The organism is Rhizobium sp. BK456, from assembly GCF_014194045.1.
Taxonomy (GTDB): Bacteria; Pseudomonadota; Alphaproteobacteria; order Rhizobiales; family Rhizobiaceae; genus Rhizobium; species Rhizobium redzepovicii.
In genome coordinates, this window is record NZ_JACIAO010000008.1 from 59409 (window position 1) to 83776 (window position 24368).

The 24368-nt window shown below is 61.8% G+C and carries 16 protein-coding genes; 14 read left to right on the forward strand and 2 right to left on the reverse strand.

The genetic code is table 11. The features are described 5' to 3' along the window. Positions 1-155: 155 nt before the first annotated feature. Positions 156-800, reverse strand: a complete 645-nt coding sequence (locus FHX03_RS21960; protein WP_183855439.1) for a ThuA domain-containing protein — start codon at positions 798-800, stop codon at positions 156-158. 246 nt (positions 801-1046) lie between these two features. Here FHX03_RS21960 and galE point away from each other — a divergent pair, with 246 nt between their 5' ends. Both galE and FHX03_RS21970 read left to right on the forward strand, forming a co-directional pair. After that, positions 1047-2030, forward strand: a complete 984-nt coding sequence (gene galE / locus FHX03_RS21965) for a UDP-glucose 4-epimerase GalE (RefSeq protein ID WP_097625038.1) — start codon at positions 1047-1049, stop codon at positions 2028-2030. Next, positions 2008-3564, forward strand: a complete 1557-nt coding sequence (locus FHX03_RS21970; protein ID WP_183855441.1) for an alkaline phosphatase family protein — start codon at positions 2008-2010, stop codon at positions 3562-3564. Before galE ends, FHX03_RS21970 begins: the two co-directional genes overlap by 23 nt. A gap of 6 nt (positions 3565-3570) precedes the next feature. On the opposite strand, the gene FHX03_RS21975 is transcribed toward FHX03_RS21970, so the two are convergent. Continuing rightward, on the reverse strand, positions 3571-4068 hold the full coding sequence (locus tag FHX03_RS21975; protein ID WP_183855442.1) for a DUF1993 family protein: 498 nt from the start codon (positions 4066-4068) through the stop codon (positions 3571-3573). Positions 4069-4436: 368 nt separating this feature from the next. Between FHX03_RS21975 and FHX03_RS21980 the strand changes: the two genes are divergently transcribed. The 12 genes from FHX03_RS21980 (at position 4437) to FHX03_RS22035 (ending at position 24325) form a co-directional block, all read left to right on the forward strand. After that, positions 4437-5366, forward strand: coding sequence for a sugar ABC transporter substrate-binding protein (locus FHX03_RS21980; protein ID WP_088936927.1), 930 nt, complete (start codon positions 4437-4439; stop codon positions 5364-5366). Positions 5367-5429: 63 nt separating this feature from the next. Next, complete coding sequence (locus FHX03_RS21985; RefSeq protein WP_085743472.1) at positions 5430-6971, forward strand: sugar ABC transporter ATP-binding protein; 1542 nt, start codon at positions 5430-5432, stop codon at positions 6969-6971. A 34-nt stretch (positions 6972-7005) separates the two neighbouring features. Further along, positions 7006-8031, forward strand: a complete 1026-nt coding sequence (locus tag FHX03_RS21990; RefSeq protein ID WP_049733299.1) for an ABC transporter permease — start codon at positions 7006-7008, stop codon at positions 8029-8031. Between the two features lie 149 nt (positions 8032-8180). Further along, on the forward strand, positions 8181-9239 hold the full coding sequence (locus tag FHX03_RS21995; RefSeq protein ID WP_183855444.1) for a dipeptidase: 1059 nt from the start codon (positions 8181-8183) through the stop codon (positions 9237-9239). 100 nt (positions 9240-9339) lie between these two features. Next, complete coding sequence (locus tag FHX03_RS22000) at positions 9340-10983, forward strand: ABC transporter substrate-binding protein (protein ID WP_183855446.1); 1644 nt, start codon at positions 9340-9342, stop codon at positions 10981-10983. 18 nt (positions 10984-11001) lie between these two features. Next, on the forward strand, positions 11002-12069 hold the full coding sequence (locus FHX03_RS22005; RefSeq protein ID WP_097625033.1) for an ABC transporter permease: 1068 nt from the start codon (positions 11002-11004) through the stop codon (positions 12067-12069). Further along, positions 12066-13001, forward strand: a complete 936-nt coding sequence (gene nikC, locus FHX03_RS22010; RefSeq protein WP_097625032.1) for a nickel transporter permease — start codon at positions 12066-12068, stop codon at positions 12999-13001. Before FHX03_RS22005 ends, nikC begins: the two co-directional genes overlap by 4 nt. Next, a complete protein-coding gene (locus tag FHX03_RS22015) occupies positions 12998-13831 on the forward strand; it encodes an ABC transporter ATP-binding protein (RefSeq protein WP_183855448.1) in 834 nt (277 codons plus the stop codon). Before nikC ends, FHX03_RS22015 begins: the two co-directional genes overlap by 4 nt. Continuing rightward, entirely contained in the window at positions 13828-14577 is a 750-nt protein-coding gene (locus FHX03_RS22020) for an ABC transporter ATP-binding protein (protein WP_097625150.1), read from the forward strand. The genes FHX03_RS22015 and FHX03_RS22020 overlap by 4 nt, the downstream gene beginning before the upstream one ends. Positions 14578-14739: 162 nt before the next feature. Beyond that, entirely contained in the window at positions 14740-14928 is a 189-nt protein-coding gene (locus tag FHX03_RS22025; protein ID WP_183855450.1) for a hypothetical protein, read from the forward strand. 158 nt (positions 14929-15086) lie between these two features. Beyond that, complete coding sequence (locus FHX03_RS22030) at positions 15087-15251, forward strand: hypothetical protein (protein WP_165503891.1); 165 nt, start codon at positions 15087-15089, stop codon at positions 15249-15251. 554 nt (positions 15252-15805) lie between these two features. Beyond that, complete coding sequence (locus tag FHX03_RS22035) at positions 15806-24325, forward strand: GH36-type glycosyl hydrolase domain-containing protein (protein WP_183855452.1); 8520 nt, start codon at positions 15806-15808, stop codon at positions 24323-24325. Positions 24326-24368: the final 43 nt, after the last annotated feature.

Genomic DNA, 24368 nt, shown 5'->3' on the forward strand with positions numbered 1-24368 from the left:
AAATTATGGCGCGGGCAGGTGATCGGCAAGCAGTCGCCCGTGCCGGCTGATCAGCCGCGGCGGCCCACCAGCTTGAAATGCTTATTCTTTAGCGGCCGACGTCGTCCGGCTGTCGCCGCCGGTCGGCGTTCGCCGGCGTGCGGCTCGCCCTGACGCTACTGGCGTGCGGCCCAGCTCAGGCCACGCCGCAGGATGAGGGGCATGTAGGGATGGTCGAATTCGGCTGCGACATGGCCGAGGGCGGAATAGAAGATGCGGCCGGCACCGAAATGGCGCTTGAAGGCGACCGGCATCACGACATTGCGGGCTGCCGGATCATAGGCGCCGGTGAAGGTGGTGGTCGCCAGGATTTCGACTGTCGGATCATAATGCAGATAATATTGCTCCGACCGGTAGTCGAAATCGGGAATGCCGTCCATGACCGGATCGTCCTGGCGGGTGACGGCGACGCGGAAGTCGATGATGTTGCCGGGATGAGCGACCCAGGTGACGCCGGAGACATAGCGGAAAGGCGCGCTTTCCTTGAAGGAGGTGGCGAGCGCGCCGTGATGGCCGGCAAGCCCCAGCCCGCCGCGAACGGCTCCGACCAAGGCGCTAGCGTGGGGTTTTTCCAGCGTTTCGCCGGTGATGATCGGCACCAGCAAATCGGCTTTGGCAAGCGTCGGCGATCCGAATATGCCGAGATCGCCGGTGACCTCGACCGTAAAATCGTCCTCGCGCAAGAGATCGGCGACGATATGAGCGCATTGCTCCGGCTCATGGCCCTGCCAGCCGCCCCAAACGACCAATGCCTTCCTCATTCGCGCGCTCCCCTGTCCGATTGCCGCGGTCCGTTGCATCATGGTGGTGAACGCCCCTTAGAGCGGGCGGCTATGCAAATCACGCGAATAATTCGCGAAGGTTGGCGGTTCGGGCCAAATCATATAGGGCCGGGGCAGTTCGGCATTTGACGTATTGTCCGTTCACGCCGATCGTAATTCCTTCTTTTTATTGACGTGTATCTCGTCTAGGTTTCTTTCATCTCTCGCTAATAATAAGGGTGGTGCATGGCAGGTGAAACGGTTCTTGTCGTCGGCGGCGCCGGTTATATCGGCTCGCATACGTGTCTCGACTTGGCGAACAAGGGCTACAAGCCTGTCGTCTTCGATAATTTTTCCAACGGCCATCGCGAGTTCGTCAAATGGGGGCCGGCCGAGGAAGGCGATATTCGCGATCGCCCCCGGCTGGACGAGGTGCTCGCCAAGCACAAGCCGGCAGCGATCCTGCATTTTGCAGCACTGATCGAGGTCGGCGAATCGGTCAAGGATCCGGTTTCCTTCTACGAGAACAATGTGATCGGCACGTTGACGCTGCTTTCGGCGGCGCAGGCGGCCGGCATCAATGCCTTCGTCTTCTCCTCCACCTGCGCCACCTACGGCCTGCCGCAGAGCGTGCCGCTCGACGAGACGCATCGGCAGGTGCCGATCAATCCCTACGGGCGGACGAAATATATCGTCGAACAGGCGCTTGCCGATTACGACCAGTACAAGAGCCTGCGCTCGGTGGTGCTGCGCTATTTCAATGCCGCCGGCGCTGATTTCGAAGGCCGGATCGGCGAATGGCACCAGCCGGAGACGCATGCGATCCCGCTGGCGATCGACGCGGCACTCGGCCGCCGCCAAGGCTTCAAGGTGTTCGGCAGCGATTATGAGACGCGCGACGGCACCTGCGTGCGCGACTATATCCATGTGCTGGATCTTGCCGATGCGCATGTGCGCGCCGTCGAATATCTGCTGAAGGGCGGAGAGTCCGTCGCGCTCAACCTCGGCACCGGCACCGGCACCACGGTCAGGGAATTGCTCGGCGCGATCGAGGATGTGTCGAACCGGCCTTTCCCGGTCGAATATATCGGCCGACGCGAAGGCGATTCGCATACGCTGGTCGCCAATAACGACAAGGCGCGCGACGTGCTCGGCTGGGTGCCGCAGTATGATCTCAATCAGATCATCCGTTCCGCCTGGAACTGGCATGCCAAAACCAACCAGCATTGAGCCCGGAATTGAGAAGGGCGCTAGGCCGAACATCCTGCTGATCACGGCGGACCAGTGGCGTGGCGATTGCCTGTCGGTCGTCGGTCATCCTTGCGTGAAAACGCCCAATGTCGATGCGCTGGCGCGCCAGGGCACGCTGTTCCGGCGGCACTATGCCGGGGCGGCGCCCTGCTCGCCGGCGCGGGCCACACTCTATTCCGGCCTCTACCAGATGAACCATCGCGTCTGCCGCAATGGTTCGCCGCTTGATGCCCGCTTCGACAATCTGGCGCTGGCCGCCCGGCGGGCGGGATACGACCCGACGCTGTTCGGCTATACGGACACGGCGCCCGATCCGCGTGGCATGGATGCCAATGATGCGCATCTGACGAGTTATGAAGGCGTGTTGCCAGGCTTTACTTCACGCCAGCTTCTGCCGGAGCATGAAAGGCAGTGGCTCTCCTGGCTCCGATCCCGCGGTCATCGGGACGCCGTCAGCCGCGACATCCATATTCCCGTCGGCGCTGCAGCCGGCGACATTTCCGATGCGGCGCCGGCCTATTCCAGCGACGAGACCCAGACGGCGTTCCTCGCCGGCGAGTTCATCCGCTGGCTGGGTGAGCAGGACAGGCCGTGGTTTGCGCATGTCTCTTTCCTGCGCCCGCATCCGCCCTTTTCGGTGCCGGAGCCATTCAACCGGATGTTCACGCCGGGCGAGGGGCCGGCTTTTGCGCGAGCGGCAAACGCCCAAGCGGAAGAGGCGCGTCATCCCTATCTCGCCTATGCGATGCCGCGCACCGGCAAGGGCAGTTTCATCCACGGCGCGACGGGGCCGCTCAGCGATTGGAACGGCGAGGATTTCGCGGCGATCCGGGCGATCTATTACGGCATGATAGCAGAGGTCGATGCGCAGCTCGGCCGGATCTGGCAGGCGCTGCAGGATGCCGGCGCTTGGGACGATACGCTTATCGTCTTCACCTCGGATCACGCCGAGATGGCGGGCGATCACTGGACGCTGGGGAAGGGCGGCTTCTTCGACGGCAGCTACCATATTCCGCTTGTCATTCGCGATCCCGCAAGCGGGGCGGCGGCCGGGGTCGTCGACGATTTCACCAGCGCTGCGGATGTTTTTCCGACCCTCTGTCAAAGGCTAGGCATCGAGGCGCAGAACGGGCTCGACGGCCGATCGCTCATGCCTTTCGTCGAGGGCGGTAGCGTGGACGGCTGGCGGGATGCGGCATTCTGGGAATTCGATTTCCGCGATATCGCCGGCGGCGAGACGGAGCGGTATTTCGGGCTCAGGTCGAACGAGTGCAATCTCGCGGTGATCCGCGACGCGCGGTTCAAATATGTGCATTTTTCCGCCTTGCCGCCGTTGCTCTTCAATCTCGGCGACGATCCGATGGAGCTTAAGAATGTCGCGGCCGATCCCGCCTATGCGGCGATCCGGCTCGAGTATGCCGAAAAGCTGCTGTCGCTGAGGGCGCGGCACCTCGATCAGACGCTCGCCTATACCGAGCTGACGGAAAAAGGGCCGGTGACGCGCCGGCCCTGATGCCTTTTACCCGAGATAATCGCGCTTGCCGATCGGCGCACCCTGGTTGCGCAGGATGGCGTGGGCGGTAGTGACGTGGAAATAGAAGTTCGGTAGGGCGAAGGCGGTGACATAGTCGACGCCCGGAAGCACGATGCCGCTCTTGCCCGGCAGGGTGATTTCCCGCGCTTCCGTGCCCTCCAGCGCTTCCTCAGAGAAGCCGGCGAGATAGGCTTCGGTCTTGGCCAGACGCTCGCGCAGTTCGTCGAACGTCCTCTCATTGTCCTCGAATTTCGGGGCGTCGGTGGCGGTCAGCCTAGAGAGGGTGAATTTGGCGCTGTCGCTGGCGCGCTGATACTGGCCGGAGAGCGGCAGCATGTCGGGCGCGAGACGCGCGGCGACCAAGACGGCGGGATCGATGTTCTTTTCCTTCGCATAGGCTTCCGCCTTGTCGAGATAGGTTTTCAGGCTGGCGAGGCCGCGCTGGAACATCGGAACGGTGAGGCGATAGATCGAAATGGACATTTGTCCTGTCTCCAAAATCATTAAATGACTGGCCGCGTCGAGAAATCGAAGACGCCTGCGGCCGCGGTCCCGCCTTCGATCTCCATAGATGGAGGCGGTCTTGGTCTTTCACAACAGAGGCAATGCAGGCGGTGATCGCGACGTGCGCGGCCTTGCGTCTTCTTCCCGATCTCGTCGCCGCGAAAGAGGCTTGACGCCGTTCCCAGAAAATGGAATGAATATTCCGAAGAGCAAATTTTACGGTTTGTTTGTTCCGTTTTGCACGGAGCGCCGCAGGAGAGGCGGCAGGAAATTGCGGCTCCAGGGCAAATGCCTGGGGCTCCGGCGTGAGGAGGGTGCAGCCGGGCACCGTTTGTGGAGGAAGTAAAATGAAAAAGTTTATCCTGGGCACTGCGATGGCGCTCGTCATGTCGACGGCCGCTCACGCAGAAACCGTCGGCGTTTCGATGGCGAAATTCGACGACAACTTTCTGACCGTGCTGCGAAACGGCATGACCGATTATGCCAAGACGCTGAGCGGCGTAACCCTGCAGGTCGAAGACGCGCAGAACGACGTTTCCAAGCAGCAGAGCCAGATCCAGAATTTCATCGCCTCCAAGGTCGATGCCATCATCGTCAACCCGGTCGATACCGACGCGACCACGGCAATGTCGAAGCTCGCCGCCGATGCCGGCATTCCGCTGGTTTACGTCAACCGCCAGCCGGTCAATGTCGACACGTTGCCGGACAAACAGGCCTTCGTCGCCTCCAACGAGCAGGAATCCGGCACGCTGGAAACCAAGGAAATCTGCCGCATTCTCGGCGGCAAGGGCAAGGCCGTCGTCATCATGGGCGAGCTTTCCAACCAGGCTGCGCGCATGCGCACCCAGGACGTCCATGACGTCATCAAGACCGATGAATGCAAGGGCCTAGAGATCGTCGAAGAGCAGACGGCCAACTGGGATCGTACCCAAGGCGCCGACCTGATGACCAACTGGCTCTCCAGCGGCATCGAATTCGACGCCGTCATCTCCAACAACGACGAAATGGCGATCGGCGCCATCCAGGCGCTGAAGGCAGCCGGCAAGGACATGACCAAGGTCGTCGTCGGTGGTGTCGACGCCACGCAGGACGCGCTTGCCGCCATGCAGGCAGGCGATCTCGACGTCACGGTGTTCCAGGATGCCGCCGGCCAGGGCAAGGGTTCGCTCGACACGGCGCTCAAGCTCGCCAAGGGCGAAAAGACCGAGAAGAAGGTTTATATTCCCTTCCAGCTCGTCACGCCTGAAAACGTCAAGGACTTCGTCACCAAGAACTGAGGCGAACGCCAAACCGGATGCGGGCTTTGCCCGCATCCTTTTCGCCTGTCCGGAGGAGATGATATGGCCGTCAGCCCGACAACCATGGCCGCCGTGCGCGCGAGCGGCGCAGTCCCGAATGCGGAATATCTGTTGAGCGCCGAGGGCGTTCGCAAGGAATTTCCCGGTGTCGTCGCCCTCGACGACGTGCAGTTCCGGCTGAAGCGCGCCTCCGTGCATGCGCTGATGGGCGAAAACGGCGCCGGCAAATCGACGCTGATGAAGATCCTCGCCGGCATCTACATACCCGATAAAGGCGATATCCGCCTGAAAGGCATAGAGATCCAGCTGAAATCTCCGCTCGACGCGCTGGAGAACGGCATTGCCATGATTCATCAGGAACTGAACTTGATGCCGTTCATGACGGTCGCCGAAAATATCTGGATCCGCCGCGAACCGAAGAACCGCTTCGGCTTCGTCGATCACGGCGTCATGCATCGCATGACCGAAGAGCTGTTTGCCCGGCTGAATATCGACATCGATCCCGATATCGAGGTCCGGTACCTGTCGGTCGCCAACCGGCAGATGGTCGAGATCGCCAAGGCGGTTTCCTATAATTCCGACGTGCTGATCATGGACGAGCCGACTTCGGCGCTGACCGAGCGCGAGGTCGAGCACCTCTTTCGCATTATCCGCGACCTCAGGGCGCAGGGCATCGGCATCGTCTACATCACCCACAAGATGAACGAGCTTTTCGAGATCGCCGACGAGTTCTCCGTCTTTCGTGACGGCCGTTATATCGGCACGCATGCCTCCACCGATGTGACCCGCGACGACATCATCCGCATGATGGTCGGGCGCGAGATCACCCAGATGTTCCCCAAGGAAGAGGTGCCGATCGGCGAGGTCATGCTCTCGGTCAAGGATCTTTGCCTCAACGGTGTCTTCAAGAACGTCTCCTTCGAGGTGCGGGCGGGCGAGATCCTCGGCGTGGCCGGCCTGGTCGGTTCTGGGCGGTCGAATGTCGCCGAAACGCTGTTTGGCGTGACGCCGGCAAGCTCCGGCTCGATCGAGCTCTACGGCAAGCCGGTGACGATTTCTTCGCCGACCGAGGCCATCCGCCACCAGATGGCGTTCCTGACCGAGGACCGCAAGGATACCGGCTGTCTGCTGATCCTCGATATTCTCGAGAACATGCAGATCGCCGTGCTGCAGGACAGATACGTCAAGGGCGGCTTCGTGCAGCAGGGTGCCATCGAGGCGACCTGCGAAGACATGGCAAAAAAGCTGCGGGTGAAAACCCCCAATCTCTACGAGCGGGTGGAGAATCTTTCGGGCGGCAATCAGCAGAAGGTGCTGATCGGGCGCTGGCTGCTCACCAATCCGCGGATCCTCATCCTCGACGAGCCGACGCGCGGCATCGATGTCGGCGCCAAGGCGGAAATCCACCGGCTGGTGACCGAAATGGCGCGAAACGGCGTGGCGGTTATCATGATCTCATCCGAGATGCCCGAGGTTCTCGGGATGAGCGACCGCATCATGGTCATGCATGAGGGACGCGTGACCGGTTTCCTCAATCGCGATGAAGCAACGCAGATCAAGGTGATGGAGCTGGCTGCGCAGTGATGCGCCGTCCGTCATCGCCCAAGGGAGGTTTGACATGAGTACCAAGGCAGCAGAGGGCGCGGCTCCGCTCGCAACCCGGCAACGGCGGCGGCGTTTGCCGACCGAGCTCAGCATTTTCCTCGTGCTTGTCGGCATCGCGCTCATCTATGAAGCGCTCGGCTGGATGTTCATCGGCCAAAGCTTCCTGATGAATTCGCAGCGCCTGACGATCATGATCCTGCAGGTCTCCGTCATCGGCATCATCGCCGTCGGCGTCACCCAGGTCATCATCACCGGCGGTATCGACCTGTCATCCGGCTCGGTCGTCGGCATGACGGCGATGATCGCCACGAGCTTCGCCCAATCGTCGACCTGGGGACGGGCGGTCTTTCCGTCACTGACCGACCTGCCGGCTTTCGTGCCGATCATGATCGGGCTGCTGATCGGGGCGGCCGCCGGTCTCGCCAACGGCGCGCTCATCGCCTACACGAAAATCCCGCCGTTCATTGCAACGCTCGGCATGTTCGTTTCGGCCCGCGGTGTCGCGAAGTGGTATACGAAGGGACAGCCGGTTTCCGGGATCACCGAGCAGTTTCACTTCATCGGCACCAAGGCGTGGCCGGTCGTCGTCTTCCTGGTCGTTGCGCTGATCTTTCACATCGCGCTGCGCTACACCCGTTACGGCAAGTTCACCTATGCCATCGGCGCCAACCCGCAGGCGGCACGCGTTTCCGGCATCAACATCGAGGCGCATCTCGTCAAGGTCTATGTGATCGCCGGATTGCTGGCCGGCTTGGCCGGCATCGTCACGGCGGCACGCGCCGAAACCGCGCAGGCCAGCATGGGCGTCGGATATGAACTCGATGCGATCGCCGCGACCGTCATCGGCGGCACTTCGCTCACCGGCGGCGTCGGGCGCATCACCGGCACCGTCATCGGCACCATCATCCTCGGGGTCATGACATCAGGTTTCACCTTCCTTAGGATCGACGCCTATTACCAGGAGATCGTCAAAGGTCTGATCATCGTCGCGGCTGTGGTCATCGACGTCTACCGCCAAAAGAAGCGCCGCAAGCACTGATCTCAGATAGTGCGATCCGAATTGTTTTCGCGGGGGCTTCGGCCCCCGTTCCGTTTTTAGAGCGCGAGAACGGATTTATAAAAAAGAGGTGGCGAATTCCGTCAGCTTTTCTATTCTGGTCTTCCCGCTCGGGCAGCGCAGGAAGACAGATGCAATTCGTATTTGACGGCCACAACGACGTTCTCCTTCGACTCTGGACACATTCAAAAGACGGCAGCGATCCGATCGCGGAATTTGCAGACGGCACGACGGTCGGGCATATCGATGCGCGCCGGGCCAGGGAGGGTGGCCTTTCAGGCGGTCTTTGCGCCATCTATATTCCCTCCGGCGATCTGGTCTTTGCCGATCCGGATGCCGAAGGCCGTTATATCACGCCGATGGCGGCCCCTCTCGATCCGCTCCCTTCCCTTGCCATTGCCACTGAAATGGCCGCGATCGCGCTGCGGCTCGACCAGGCCGGCGCCTGGCGGCTCTGCCGGACGGTAAAAGATATCTGCGGCGCCATGGCCGACAATATTTTTGCCGCCGTCCTGCATATGGAAGGCTGCGAGGCTATCGGCGCCGATCTTGCGGCGCTCGAGGTGTTCTACGCAGCCGGGCTGCGGTCGCTCGGGCCGGTCTGGAGCCGGCACAATGTCTTCGGTTACGGCGTGCCCTTCGCCTTCCCCATGTCGCCGGACACGGCGCCCGGTCTTACCGATGCCGGCTTCGCGCTGGTCAGGGAATGCAATCGTCTCGGCATCGTGGTCGACCTGGCCCATATCACCGAAAAGGGCTTTTGGGACGTGGCGAAGACGACCGACCAGCCGCTGGTCTCCAGCCATTCCAATGCCCACGCATTGACGCCGGTCGCGCGCAATCTGACCGACAGGCAGCTCGATGCGATCCGCGAAAGCCGCGGGCTCGTCGGCATCAATTATGCCACCGCCATGCTGCGTCCCGACGGCCGCTCGGATAGCGATACACCGCTTGCCGACATGATCCGCCATATCGACTATCTGGTGAACCGCATCGGCATCGATTGCGTGGGCCTCGGATCGGACTTCGACGGGGCCACAATTCCTGAGGAAATCGGCGATGCCAGCGGCAATCAGAAGCTGATTGCCGCTCTCAGGGAGGTTGGTTATGGTGAGGCCGATCTCACGAAACTTGCCCGTGAAAATTGGCTTCGCATCCTCGCACAAGCCTGGCGGGAGGACGACGCCTAAAGCGTTGCGCACCTCTGGACGTGCCAGGAATGGGCAATAGTTTTAATGAGGCAGGACCGACAAAACGCTTCGTAATCAATCAAAACAGGGGGAACTGACCATGATGATGACCAAGCTCAGCCGCAATTTCCGCATGCTTTCCACGGGGGCTGCTCTTTCGCTGCTGATGATGACAGCACCCGCCGCCTTCGCCGAGACACCCAAGGATACGCTGGTCGAGGGCTTTGCCATCGACGACATCATCACGATGGATCCGGGCGAGGCGTTCGAGCTTTCGACCGCCGAAGTCACCAGCAACAGCTACAGCCTGCTCGTCCGTCTCGACATGGAGGACACGTCCAAGGTGAAGGGTGATCTGGCCGAGAGCTGGAGCGTTTCCGATGACGGTCTGACCTATACGTTCAAGCTTAAATCCGGCATGAAATTCGCTTCCGGCAACCCGATCACCGCCGAGGACGTCGCGTGGTCGTTCGAGCGCGCCGTCAAGCTCGACAAGAGCCCGGCCTTCATCCTCACCCAGTTCGGCCTGACCGGCGACAACGTCACCGAAAAGGCCAAGGCGGCCGATGCCGGCACCTTCGTCTTCACCGTCGACAAGGCCTATGCGCCGAGCTTCGTGCTCAACTGCTTGACGGCAACGGTTGCCTCCGTCGTCGACAAGAAGCTGGTGATGGAGCATGTGAAGGCGGTGACACCCGATGCCGAGCACAAATACGACAATGATTTCGGCAATGAATGGCTGAAAACAGGCTATGCCGGCTCCGGTGCCTACAAGCTGCGCGAATGGCGCGCCAACGAAGTGGTCGTTCTGGAACGCAACGACAATTATTACGACGACAAGGCGAAGCTCAACCGCGTCATCTACCGCTATATGAAGGAAAGCGCTGCCCAGCGCTTGGCGCTCGAAGCCGGCGATATCGATATCGCCCGCAACCTCGAGCCTGGCGACATCGACGCCGTTTCCAAAAATGCCGATCTCGCGACGACGAGCGCGCCGAAGGGCACGATCTATTATGTCAGCCTCAACAACAAGAACGAGAACCTGAAGAAGCCCGAGGTCCAGGAAGCCTTCAAATACCTGGTCGACTATGATGCGATCGGCGCGACGCTGATCAAGGGGATCGGCGAAATCCACCAGACCTTCCTGCCGAAGGGCCAGCTCGGCGCGCTCGACGAAAATCCCTACAAGCTCGATGTCGCCAAGGCCAAGGAACTGCTCGCCAAGGCCGGCGTGCCCGATGGTTTCTCGATCACCATGGATGTGCGCAACACGCAGCCGGTGACCGGGATCGCCGAATCCATGCAGCAGACGCTGGCGCAGGCCGGCGTGAAGATGGAAATCATCCCGGGTGACGGCAAGCAGACGCTGACCAAGTACCGCGCCCGCACCCACGACATGTATATCGGCCAGTGGGGCTCGGATTATTTCGACCCGAATTCCAATGCCGATACCTTTACCGGCAATCCCGACAATTCCGACGCCGGCACGGTGAAGACGCTCGCATGGCGCAATGCCTGGGAAGCGCCGGAGCTCGACAAACAGGCGAAGGCCGCACTGCTGGAACGCGATGCCGCCAAGCGCGCCGCCATATATCAGGATATCCAGAAGAAATATCTGGCCAATAGCCCCTTCGTCTTCATCTTCCAGCAGACCGAAGTGGCCGGCTACCGCAAGAACCTGAAGGACTTCAAGCTGGGTCCGAGCTTCGACACCAATTTCGTCGGTCCGATCGCCAAGGAATAGTCCGGCAGGATCGATCGCTTGAGCACCGTCGAAACAACACAGGAGGCGCGGCCCCGCAAGGGCCGTGCAGGGGCCTTTACAAAGGCTGCCGGGCGGTTCCTGTTTGCCGCCGTCACCACCTATCTCGGCCTCCTGGCCGTCACCTTCTTCATCGGCCGCGTCGTGCCGATCGATCCCGTGCTCGCCATTCTCGGTGACCGCGCGCCCAGCCACGTCGTCGAGCGGGTGCGCCAGGAAATGGGCTTCAACCTGCCGCTCTATCAGCAGTTCTTCATCTATATCAAAGGTATCCTGTCCGGTGATTTCGGCAATTCGGTGCTGACGACCAATCCCGTCATGGTCGATATCCGCCGCGTCCTGCCGGCAACCATCGAGCTTGCGACGCTCGGAACGCTGATCGGCGCTTTCGTCGGCGTGCCGCTCGGCGTTCTCGCCGCCGTGCGCCGCGGCAGCATCGCCGACCAGGTGGTGCGCGTCGTCGGCCTCGTCGGTTATTCGGTGCCGATCTTCTGGCTGGCGCTGATTTCGCTCGTCATCTTCTATGCGCAGCTGCGCTGGGTGGCATTTCCCGGCCGCATCGACATCGTTTTCGAATATACGTTCACGCCGATCACGGGCCTGTATCTGCTAGATAGTGCCTGGCAGGGTCAATGGGACGTCTTCTACGACGTCTTTCGCCACATCATCCTGCCTGCATCGCTGCTCGGCTATTTCTCGCTCGCCTATATCAGCCGCATGACGCGCAGCTTCATGCTGAACGAGCTTTCCCAGGAATATATCGTCGCCGCGCGCGCCAAAGGGCTTTCGGAAACGCGGGTGATCTGGGGCCACGCGCTGCGCAATGCCGCCGTGCCGCTGGTCACCGTCATCGCGCTTTCCTATGCCGGCCTGCTCGAAGGATCGGTGCTGACCGAGACCGTCTTCTCCTGGCCCGGCATCGGGCTTTACATCACCAATTCACTGCAGAACGCCGATATGAACGCCGTGCTCGGCGGCACCATCGTCATCGGCACTGTTTTCATCGGCATCAACCTTCTGTCCGATCTTCTCTACCGGACGCTCGACCCGAGGACGCGAAACCGATGACCGCTCCCGCCAGCCCATCTCCTGCGATGAGCCGCCGCGAATGGTTGTTGTCCGACCGGCCGCAATCGCGTCTGCAGGCGCGTCTTGGCCGCGCCTACGTCACCTGGCGGCAGTTCACGGCCAACCGGCTTGCCGTCGTCGGCCTGCTGATCATCGTCGCGCTGCTTTTCGTCGCCGCCTTCGCCAATCTCATCGCCACGCATGATCCCGTCGTCGGCGATCTGCGCAATGCACGGCTGCTGCCGCCGGGAACGGCTGAATACCTGCTCGGCACCGACGACCAGGGCCGCGATATCTTTTCGAGGCTGATCTACGGATCGCGTTTGACGCTGCTCGTCATCGTGCTCGTCGCCGTTATCTCGGCGCCGATCGGCCTGATCGTCGGCACGGTTTCCGGATATGCCGGAGGCTGGGTCGATGCGACGCTGATGCGCATCACCGATATTTTTCTCGCCTTTCCGAAGCTGGTGCTGGCGCTCGCCTTCGTCGCCGCGCTCGGCCCTGGCATTCAGAACGCGATCATCGCCATCGCCATCACATCCTGGCCGCCCTATGCCCGCATTGCCCGCGCCGAGACGCTGACAGTCCGGCGCTCCGACTATATCTCGGCGGTGAAGCTGATGGGCGCCTCGCCGTTCCGCATCATCCTGCGCCATGTCATGCCGCTCTGCATTTCCTCGCTGATCGTGCGCGTGACGCTCGACATGGCGGGCATCATCCTGACGGCGGCCGGTCTCGGCTTCCTTGGCCTCGGGGCGCAGCCGCCGCTGCCGGAATGGGGGGCGATGATCGCCTCGGGACGGCGTTTCATTCTCGATCAATGGTGGGTCGCAGCCATGCCCGGCATCGCCATCCTCATCGTCAGCCTCGGTTTCAATCTGCTCGGCGACGGCCTGCGCGACGCGCTCGATCCGAAGGAGGCCGGCCAGTGACGACACTTCTGACGGTCGACAATCTCAAGGTCAGCTATCCCACGCGCACCGGGGTGATCGAGGCCGTGCGCGGCGTCTCCTTCACGCTCGGCAAGGAAAGGCTCGGCATCGTCGGCGAATCCGGCTCCGGCAAGTCGCAGACCGGCCGGGCGATCATGGGCCTGACGCCGAAACACGGCGTTGTCACCGCCGACAGGCTAGACTTCAACGGCATCGACCTCATCAAAGCCTCCACCGGCGAAAGGCGCAGGCTGCGCGGCAAGCGCATCGCCATGATCCTGCAGGATCCGAAATATTCGCTCGACCCGGTCATGTCGATCGGGCGGCAGATCTGCGAAACCTTGCGCACGCATGAAAAAGTCGGCAAGGCGGAGGCGCGCGAGCGGGCGCTCGCCATGCTGGAAGCGGTGCAGATCCGCGACCCGAAACGGGTCTTCGACCTGCATCCGCACGAGGTTTCGGGCGGCATGGGGCAGCGGGCGATGATCGCCATGATGCTGATTGCCGGGCCCGAACTGCTGATTGCCGACGAGCCGACCTCGGCGCTCGACGTGACGGTGCAGCTCGATGTGCTCAGAATCATGGACAGGCTGGTGGCGGAGCGCGGCATGGGGCTGATCTTTGTTTCCCATGATCTCAGGCTGGTTTCCTCCTTCTGCGACCGGGTGATCGTCATGTATGCCGGAAAAATCGTCGAGGAGCTCGCGGCCGCCGATCTCAAACATGCGCAGCATCCCTATACGCAAGGACTGCTGAACTGCATGCCCGAGATCGGCTCGAACCGTCATCCGCTGTCGGTGCTCGACCGCAGGCCGGAGTGGGCGGCATGATCGCAGCTCTGGAGATCGACAATCTCAGCGTCGTCTACGATGAATTTCATGCGCTGAAGGATGTCAGCCTTGCGGTCGAACGCGGCGAATCCTTTGGCCTCGTCGGTGAATCCGGTTCGGGAAAATCGACCTTGCTGCGCGCTGTCGCCGGCCTTGCACCGATCAGCAGCGGGGCGATCCGCATCGATGGCGAAGCGCTGAGGGGTTCGAAGCGCAGTAAAACCTTCTATCGCCGCGTGCAGATGGTCTTTCAGGATCCCTATGGTTCGCTGCATCCGCGCCAGACCATCGACCGGCTTCTGCTCGAGCCGCTGGCAATCCATGATATTGACGACAGCGAGAGGCGCATCGAACGCGCCCTCGACGAGGTCGGCCTCGGCAATGGTTTCCGTTTCCGCTATCCGCACCAGCTCTCGGGTGGCCAGCGGCAGCGCGTGGCGATCGCCCGGGCATTGATCGTCGAGCCGTCGATCCTGCTGCTCGACGAGCCGACCTCGGCGCTCGACGCCTCGGTGCAGGCCGAGGTGCTGAACCTGCTGGAGCAGATCCGGCGCGACCGCAAGCTCACCTTCGTGATGGTGAGCCATGATCTCGGCGTCGTCACCCATATGTGCGAAAGGCTGGCGGTGATGCGCAACGGCGCCGTCGTCGAGCGGCTGAGCTCCCGGGAACTGGCGGAGGGTGCGGTTCATGAGGACTACACGAGAAATTTGATGATCGCCAGCAAGGGGTTCGTCAAAGCCTGAAAGCCAATCTTTTCAGCGCGTTGAAAAGAAAAGACCAGCGGCGGCGTTAAGGATAAGATTTCCCTAAAAGACGACCATTCAACTAGACTATTGACAGCTGCCCCGCTTCTGTCATGATCCTGTTAACGATTGTTAGCTTTCGTGATCGATGGAGGTTGAGGCATGTTCTTTCTCGGTGGGATGACCATGGGCTACCTCGATCCTCCCGTGAAAGCCGATCGCCGGGAACAGGTTTCGGCCTCCATTCCTGCGGAAAAGGATCGTCGGCTGATCGAGATCCCCGCCAACCCGTCTCAGACCGAGGACAGCGTCGAGCGTTCGTGGATCTGGGCATGGCGCACAGTCTGCTAAAATGCGGACTGCTAAAAAGACAGGCTGCTGAAAGGGCTGGTTGAATTTTCTCTTTCGTTCGCTCTGGACGGAAATTTATCTCTACCTACTTGATAGAGAATATAAGAATATCAACGCGAGCCGCACAACCGGCCGCTTAAAAACAACGGAGGCGACATATGGCAGATCTGGGTATTTCGCATGCTCACGTGAACCAATACGGTTCCGTAGAGACCAAGAAGCCGCTGACCACACGCCACAGGCTTCAAACGATGCTCCATGGAGCCATCTTCACCGCGGCATTCCTGTTCGTCGTGGCCATGGTTTGCGGCGTCGTCGGCTGATCGGCGAATGTTAGACGCCGGCGAATGCCGGCGTTGCGGCGGTTTTCGCCTGGTTGATCGGTATCCGATCCCCTTTTTTCTTCTGTAGGTCTTCATTTCATCACGAGCGGCCGCATCGAACTTACTCGTGGGACGCATTTCTGATCTTTTGTCTGCATGTCGGCGTTTTCGAACCGATGATGCCACCCGAGATCGCGCGTCTTCTCCCAAAATCGAAGAGCTTTTGCATTGCCGGAACCGGGGCGGGCATTGTGTCGTTCATGCACGTCTCAAGCGCGCCGGGCGCGCCGCTCATGCCTCTTGACTTGAATTATCCCGATAGTGTCCAATTTTCGACATGGCTTTCGCGGAGAGGGTATCGATGGTCTTGATCACCCGTCGGGCCGCGCCCTGGACCGGGGCTTAACCCGTTCGCATCGCTTGGCCCAAGCGTCATTTATCCCGGCTTCATCGATCTTCGAAGAAACGGGCTCCGTTCATGTAGCAGTCATGATAAGCAGTGCAAAAGGCTGAGCAAAACAGCCATAACTTCGTTTGGATCCAGAACCGAACCCATGTCTATTTCAAATCTTTCTCCGAGCCTTCCGCGCGAACCCGAGACGAAGCAGATCGATCACAATGATTCGATCCGCTCGACCTATCTTGCCATCGAGGACATCAAGGCGATCGGCAATACGGTCGCCCGCGGCGGCGTCGACCGGCTGCCGGCTTTCGCTCCCTTCGACTTCTTCGCGCGTCACAAGGAAAACGAGAAGGAAATTCTGCGCGTCTACCGGACCACGGCGACCGACGTAGAGGCAGGAGAGACGATCACACCTGCGGCGGAATGGCTGCTGGACAATCATTATATCGTCGAAGAGGCGATCCAGGAGGTGCGGCGCGACTTCCCCCGCCGCTTCTATCGCGAATTGCCGACTATGGTGGTCGGCGGTGTCGAGGTGCCGCGCACCCTCGTGCTGGCCTGGCTCTATGTCGCTCACACCCACAGCACGATCTCGCAGGAAAGCCTGACGGCGCTGGTCGACGGTTTTCAGGCCAGCGAGACGCTGAGGATCGGCGAACTGTGGGCGTTGCCTTCGCTTGTGCGTTACGTGCTCGTGGAAAATCTTCGCCGCATTTCCAGCCGTGTCGAAGCCAGCCGCCGCCTGCGCCGCCGCGCCAACGAGGCGGCCGACGAATTGGTGCGCCTGACCGATCCGGCCGCGGCGGCCGCCTATCTGAAGACGCTGGAACCGCTTGCCGAGGACAATACCTTCTCGACGCAGTTCCTCTATCGCATGCGTGACGGCTCGCAGACGTCGAGCCTTGCGATCACCTGGCTCGACGAGCGGCTGGAAGAGCTTGGCCGCAACACCGAAGAGGCGACGACGGCCGAACACAGCCGTCTCTCTTCCGGCAACGTGACGATGGGCAACATCATCCGCAGCCTTCGCGAGATCGACGATGCCGAATGGTCGGTCTGGGTCGAGCAGGTCAGCCATGTCGACAAGTTGCTCTGGGAGCATTCTGATTACGGCATTCTCGATTCCGGCTCGCGCAATAAATACCGCAAGCAGATCGAAAAGCTGGCCAAACGCTCGCCGCTGACGGAAATGGAAATTGCCCAGCTGGCGCTCGACATGACGGATGCCGCCAAGGCCTCCGACGAGCCGCAGCCGCATGAACCGAATGTCGGCGGATTCCTGTCCGGCGCCCAGCGGCCGAAGCTCGAGGCGCGGGCGAACTATCGCCCGACAGTCACCCAACATTTCGTGCGCGCGGTGCGCCGGTTCAACTGGCTGGCAATTGCCGTGCCCGTCATGCTTTTGACGATCATCGCCATGGCGGTCGTCGGCCGATTCATGGCCAATGCCGGCATGGGGCCGATCGAAATCGCCCTGCTGCTGATCATGTTCTCACTGCCCGCGTCGGAGGGGGCGACGGGCCTCTTCAACACCGTGCTTTCCTTCTTCGTGACGCCCGCGCGCCTTGTCGGCTACGAGTTCAAGGAAGGCATTCCGGAGGATGCCCGCACACTGCTCGTCGTTCCCTGCCTGATCTCGAACCGCGACAGCGTTGACGATCACGTGCGCAATCTCGAAGTGCATTATCTCGCCAATCCGCGCGGCGAACTCTATTTCGCGCTGCTCAGCGATTGGCCGGACAGCGAGGCTGAGGAAACGCCCGCCGATCTCGAGGTTCTCGATTATGCCAGGCGCGAGATCGCCAATCTTTCCGCCCGTTATGCCTATGATGGCAAGACGCGTTTCTATCTGCTGCATCGCCGCCGCCTGTACAATCCGTCCGAAGGTGTGTGGATGGGCTGGGAACGTAAACGCGGCAAGCTGCACGAGCTGAACATGCTGCTGCGCGGCGACCGCGACACGACCTATCTGCCGGGCGCCAACACCGTGCCGGCCAATGTGCAATATGTCATGACGCTCGATGCCGATACGCGCCTGATGCGCGATGCCGTCACCAAGCTCGTCGGCAAGCTCTATCATCCGATCAACCGCCCGGTCATCAACCCGAAAACCGGCCGTGTCGAAAGCGGCTACGGCGTGCTGCAGCCGCGCGTGACCCCGTCGCTGACGACGGGCAAGGACGCGTCGGTCTTCCAGCGCGTCTTTTCGATCAATCGCGGCCTCGACCCTTACGTCTTCACCGTGTCCGACGTCTATCAGGATCTCGCCGGCGAAGGCACCTTCACCGGCAAGGGCCTCTATCATGTCGATGCCTTCGAAGCCTCGCTGAAGGGCCGGATCGACGAAAACTCCGTGCTCAGCCACGATCTTCTCGAAGGCTCGATGGCGCGCTGCGCGCTGGTCACCGATCTCGAACTGGTGGAGGATTTCCCGATCCGATACGAGGTCGAAACCTCGCGCCAGCATCGCTGGGCGCGCGGCGACTGGCAGCTGCTGCCTTATATGTTCAATCCGAAATACGGCGTCACAGCACTCGGCCGCTGGAAGATGTTCGACAATCTGCGCCGCTCGCTGACGCCGATCGCCTGGTTCTTCGCCTCCGTGCTCGGCTGGTATTTTATGGGCCCGCTCGGCGCGCTTATCTGGCAGATTCTGCTGATCTTCTGCCTCTTCGTCGCGCCGACGCTGTCGCTGATCAACGGTATCATTCCGCGCACCAGCGATATCGTCGCCCGCGCCCATCTCTATACCGTCTGGTCCGATATCACGGCCGCCAATGCCCAGGTTGCTCTGCGGATCGTCTTCATCGCCGATTCCGCCGCCATGATGGCCGATGCGATCGGCCGGTCGCTCTACCGTCTGTTCGTCAGCCGCAAGCTGATGCTGCAATGGCGGACCGCCGCCAGCGTTCAGGCCGGCGGCCAGGGGACACTGATTTCCTACTACAAGGCGATGTGGCATGCGCCGGTGCTGGCGCTGCTGGCCCTTGGTTTTGCCGCCCTGCCCGGCGACAACGCCTTCGTCGTCGGCATACCCTTCGCGCTGTTGTGGATCCTGTCGCCTGTTGTCGCCTGGTATGTCAGCCAGTCGGCGGAGACCGAGGACCGGCTCGAGGTCGCCGATTCGGTGTCGAGCGAACTGCGCAAGATCGCCCGGCGCACCTGGCGTTATTTCGAGACCTTCACCACCGCCGAGCAGAACTATCTGCCGCCTGACAATATCCAGGAAACGCCGCATGTGATCGTCGCGGCGCGCACCTCGCCAACCAATATCGGCGTCTATTTGCTCTCCGTCGTCTCCGGCCGGCAATTCGGTTGGTTCTCCTTCGAGGAGACGCTCGATCGGCTGGAGCAGACGATTTCGACGATCGACAGAATGGAGAAATTCCGCGGCCATCTGTTCAACTGGTATCACACCGATACGCTGCAGACGCTCGGGCCGCGTTATGTCTCGGCCGTCGACAGCGGCAATCTCGCCGGTCATCTGATCGCCATTTCGTCGGCCTGCCGCAACTGGGCCGAGGCGCCCTCCGCCCATATGCAGGGCAATCTCGACGGCGTCGGCGACACGGCCGGCATTCTCGGCGAAGTGCTGGCGGACCTGCCGGATGACCGCAAGACCGTGCGGCCGCTGCGCCGGCGCCTGGAAGAGCGCATCGTCGGTTTCCAGAACGCGCTTGCCGCCGTCAAGCGCGAGCATGAATTCGCCTCGATCCGCATCATCAACCTCGCCGTTCTTGCCCGCGATATCGAGAAGCTCGCCGCCAATCTCGACCATGAGGTCAAGTCGAAACAGAGCGAAGAGGTCACCCAATGGGCGGCATCCCTGGTGAAGGTCTGCGAGGCGCATATTTCAGACAGCACTTTCGACCTTTCCAAGGTCGATGCGTTGAGGCCGCGCTTGGTGGCGTTGCGCGACAAGGCCCGCGATCTGGCTTTCTCAATGGATTTCGGCTTCCTGTTCCGGCCGGAGCGGCGCCTGTTGTCGATCGGCTACCGCGTCGAAAGCGGTGAACTCGACCAGGCTTGCTACGACCTTCTCGCCTCGGAATGCCGCCTGACCAGCCTGTTCGGCATCGCCAAGGGCGATCTGCCGACGGAGCACTGGTACCGTCTCGGCCGCCAGGTCGTGCCTGTGGGGTCGCGCGGCGCGCTGGTCTCCTGGTCCGGCTCGATGTTCGAATATCTGATGCCGCCGCTCGTCATGCAGGAGCGCGGCGGAGGCATTCTCAACCAGACCAACAATCTGGTCGTCGTCGAACAGATGAATTACGCCCGCAAGCTCGGCATTCCGTGGGGCATTTCGGAAGCGGCCTTCAATGCCCGCGACCATAACCTCAACTATCAGTACACGAATTTCGGCGTCCCGACACTCGGCCTGAAGCGTGGCCTCGGCCACAATGCCGTCATAGCGCCCTACGCCTCGCTGCTCGCCAGCCAGTACGACCCGCCGGGCGCGCTCGAAAATCTGCAGAGGCTGCGCAAGGTCGGTGCGCTCGGCAAATTCGGCTTCCACGATGCCGTCGACTTTACGCCGACGCGCGTGCCGGAAGGCAAGAAATGCGCCGTGGTCTATAATTATTATGCCCACCATCACGGCATGTCGATCGCAGCCGTCGCCAACGTCGCCTTCAACGGCCATCTGCGCGAACTCTTCCACGCCGATCCGGTCATCGAGGCGGCGGAGCTTCTGCTGCAGGAAAAGGCGCCGCGCGACATTCCGGTGATGAGCGGCAAGCATGAATCCGACACACCGGCCAGCATCCAGGAGGATCTGCTGCGGCCGGAGATCAGGAAGATCAGCGATCCGGCGTCACGCGACCGCGAACTCGTATTCCTGTCGAACGGCCATTATTCGCTGATGTTGACGGCGACAGGCGCCGGTTATTCCCGCTGGAACGGCCTTTCCGTTTCCCGTTGGAAAGCCGATCCGACCGAAGACCGCTGGGGCAGCTTCATCTTCCTGCGCGATACCGCCACGAACGAATGGTGGTCGACGACATCGGAGCCGAAGGGTGTCGAAGGCGAAGCGATCAAGGTCGAATTCGCCGACGAGAAGGCGCAGTTCACCAAGACGGTCGGCGACCTGACGAGCGAGGTGGAATGCATCATCGCGACCGAGCATGATGCCGAGGCCCGCCGCGTCACCCTGCTCAACATGGGTACGGAAGACCGTTTCATCGAAGTCACCTCCTATCTCGAACCGGTGATCACCTCCGACGATACCGACAATGCGCATCCGGCGTTCGCCCGCATGTTCGTCAAGACCGAGATCGGCAAGCGCGGCGACGTCATCCGCGCCGAACGCAACAAGCGCGATCCGAACGAGCCGAACATCAGCATCGCCCATCTGATCGTCGACAATGCCGGCGACACCCGCCATACGGAATTCGAGACCGACCGCCGCAAGTTTATCGGCCGCGGCCGCAGTCTTGCCAATGCGGCGGCCTTCGATCCGGGGGCGACGCTTTCCGGCAGCGACGGCTTCATGCTCGATGCGGTGATGTCGCTGCGCCGCACCGTCCGCGTGCCGGCCGGCAAGAAAGTCAGTGTCATCTTCTGGACGATCGCAGCGCCGAGCCGCGACGAAGTGGACAAGGCGGTCAATCGCTACCGTCATCCCGACGCCTTCACCCACGAACTGGTCCAGGCCTGGACGCGCACGCAGGTGCAGATGCGTCACGTCGGCGTCACCTCGCAGCAGGCGGCGGCCTTCCAGCATCTCGGCCGCTACCTCGTCTATCCCGACATGCAGCTGCGCAAGGATGAAGCGACCGTCGAGGCCGGCCTGCAGTCGCAATCGGCGCTGTGGCCGCTGGCGATCTCCGGCGACTTCCCGATCTTCACGCTGCGCATCAACGACGACATGGATCTCGAAATCGCCCGCGAGGCGCTGCTGGCGCAGGAATATCTGCGCTCGCGCGGCGTCACCGCCGATCTCGTCATCATGAACGAACGCGCCTCTTCCTATGCGCAGGACATGCAGCATGCGCTCGACGCCATGTGCGAAAACGTGCGCCGAATGGGCCAAGCCGACGGCTTGCGCCAACATATCTTTGCGGTTCGCAAGGACCTGATGGAGGAGAGCACCTATCACGCGCTGATCGCGGCTTCCCGCGTCACGCTGCATACGAAGAACGGCAAGGTGGTCGACCAGATCAACCGCGCCGTCGCCCTGTTTGCCCCCTCCAAGGAGGAACTGCAGGAGATGGAACGGGCCGAGCGCAACAAGGTCCCGGTCAAGCGCGTCGCGCCGGTGCCGCCACCCGCCGTGCCCGCCGTCGTCATCGAGGAAGAGGGCGATCTCGACTTCTGGAACGGCATCGGCGGCTTTGCCCGTGACGGACGCGAATATATCGTTCGTCTGCCCGGAGGCCACGCGACGCCGCAGCCCTGGATCAATGTTATCTCCAATGACAGGTTCGGCTTCCACGTCTCGGCCGAGGGCGCGGGCTTCACCTGGAGCGCCAATTCGCGCGACTATCAGCTGACCTCCTGGTCGAACGATGCGGTGATCAACCGGTCGGGCGAGGCGTTCTATCTCGCCGATCTCGACAGCGGTGCGGTCATGACACCGTTCGCAGCGCTTTCCCGCCGGCCGGACATCCGTTTCGAAGCCCGCCACGGGCTCGGCTATTCCGTTTTCTCCAGCGTTCAGCACGATATCGCGCTGGAGCTGACGCAGACGATCGACCGCGAAAGGCCGGTGAAACTGCAGCGCCTGCGCCTGCGCAACACCGGTTCGACCAGCCGCAGGCTGCGTCTCTACGGTTACGTCGAGTGGATCCTCGGCAGCAATGCGGCACGCACCGCGCCCTTCATCCTGTCGAAACACGACGAGGAGACGGGGGCGCTGTTTGCCAGCAATCCCTACAGCATCGATTATTCCAACCGCACCGCCTTCTTCGCGGCGAGCGAGGCGCTTTCGAGCTTCTCGGCAAGCCGTCGCGAATTCGTCGGCAAGGCGGGAACGATCCAAGCGCCGCAGGCCGTGATCTCTGCCGCCTCGCTTTCCGGCACGGCCGACCTCGACGGCGATCCGGCCGCAGCCCTTGCGATCGACGTCCAGCTTGCCGCCGGCGAGGAGCGCGACTTTACTTTCTTCCTTGGCGATACCCCGACGGAGGACGAAGCGCGCAGCATCATCGCCGATATCCGCAAAGTTTCGTTCGACGATGCCGTCGAGACGAACCGGGCCTTCTGGCGGGATTTTACCGGCAGGCTGCAGATATCGACGCCGGATCGCGGGATGAACAATCTCGTCAACACCTGGCTGCCCTATCAGAGCCTCGGCTGCCGGATCATGGCCCGCACCGCCTTCTACCAGGCAAGCGGCGCCTTCGGCTTCCGCGATCAGCTGCAGGACACGCTGGCCTTCGTGCTGCACGAACCCTCGCTTGCCCGCGGGCAGATCCTGAATGCCGCTTCGCGCCAATTCCGCGAAGGCGACGTGCAGCATTGGTGGCTGCCGGGAACGGGTGCCGGCGTGCGCACATTGATTTCGGACGATGTCGTCTGGCTCGCTTACGCGATCCATCATTATTGCACCGTTACCGGCGATAAGAGCGTGCTCGACGAGGAGATCGCCTTCCTGGAGGGACCGGCTCTGCTCGAAGGCCAGCACGACTCCTTCTACCGGCCGGAGATTTCCGAGGATAAGGCGAGCGTCTACGAGCACGCGGCGCTGGCGCTCGATCTCGCCATCGCCCGCAAGGGAGCAAACGGCCTGCCGCTGTTCCTTGGCGGCGACTGGAACGACGGCATGAACCGCGTCGGCATCGGCGGGCGCGGCACCAGCGTCTGGCTCGGCTGGTTCCTGGCAGGCGCCTTGCGCTCCTTCATTCCCTATGCCGAAGAACGCGGCGACACGGCCCGCACAGAGCGCTGGTCGGCGCATCTGACCGAGCTGAAGAAGGCGCTCGAAACTGCGGCCTGGGACGGCGGCTACTATCGCCGCGGCACGTTCGACGACGGCGCGCTGCTCGGCTCCAGGGAAAGCCCGGAATGCCGGATCGATTCGATTGCGCAGTCATGGAGCGTGCTGTCGGGAGAGGGGGATCCGGCCCGCGCCGTAAAGGCGATGGATGCCGTGCTCGATCAGCTGGTCGACGAGGATGCCCGCATCATCCGGCTGTTCACGCCGCCTTTCGTCAACTCCGCCAGGGATCCCGGCTATATCAAGGCCTACCCGCCGGGTGTGCGCGAAAATGGCGGGCAATATACCCATGCCGCTACCTGGGTGGTGATGGCGCTGGCGGAACTGAAGCGGGGCGACGACGCGTTGCGCTGCTTCCAGATCCTCAACCCGATCACCCATGCGCTCGACAAGGCTTCGGCGGAGCAATACCGCGTCGAACCCTATGTCGTGGCGGCCGACGTTTATGGTCATGAGCCCTATACATCGCGCGGCGGCTGGACCTGGTATACCGGCTCTGCCGGCTGGCTCTACCGCGCCGCCGTCGAGGGCATCCTCGGCATCCGGCTGAAGGGCGACCGGCTCTACGTGCGGCCGTCGCTCCCGTCGGAATGGGACGGTTTTGCGGCAGAGGTGGAACAGGGCGGCGACAAATACCGCATTTCGGTCTCAAAAGCGTCCAATGACAGCGGCTACACTCTGTCTATCAACGGCTGCGAAGTCACCGATCCCGAAGAGGGATATCCGCTCGGATAACAGCGTTCTCCACGCTGAAAAACACGGCGATTCGCGACGGCCA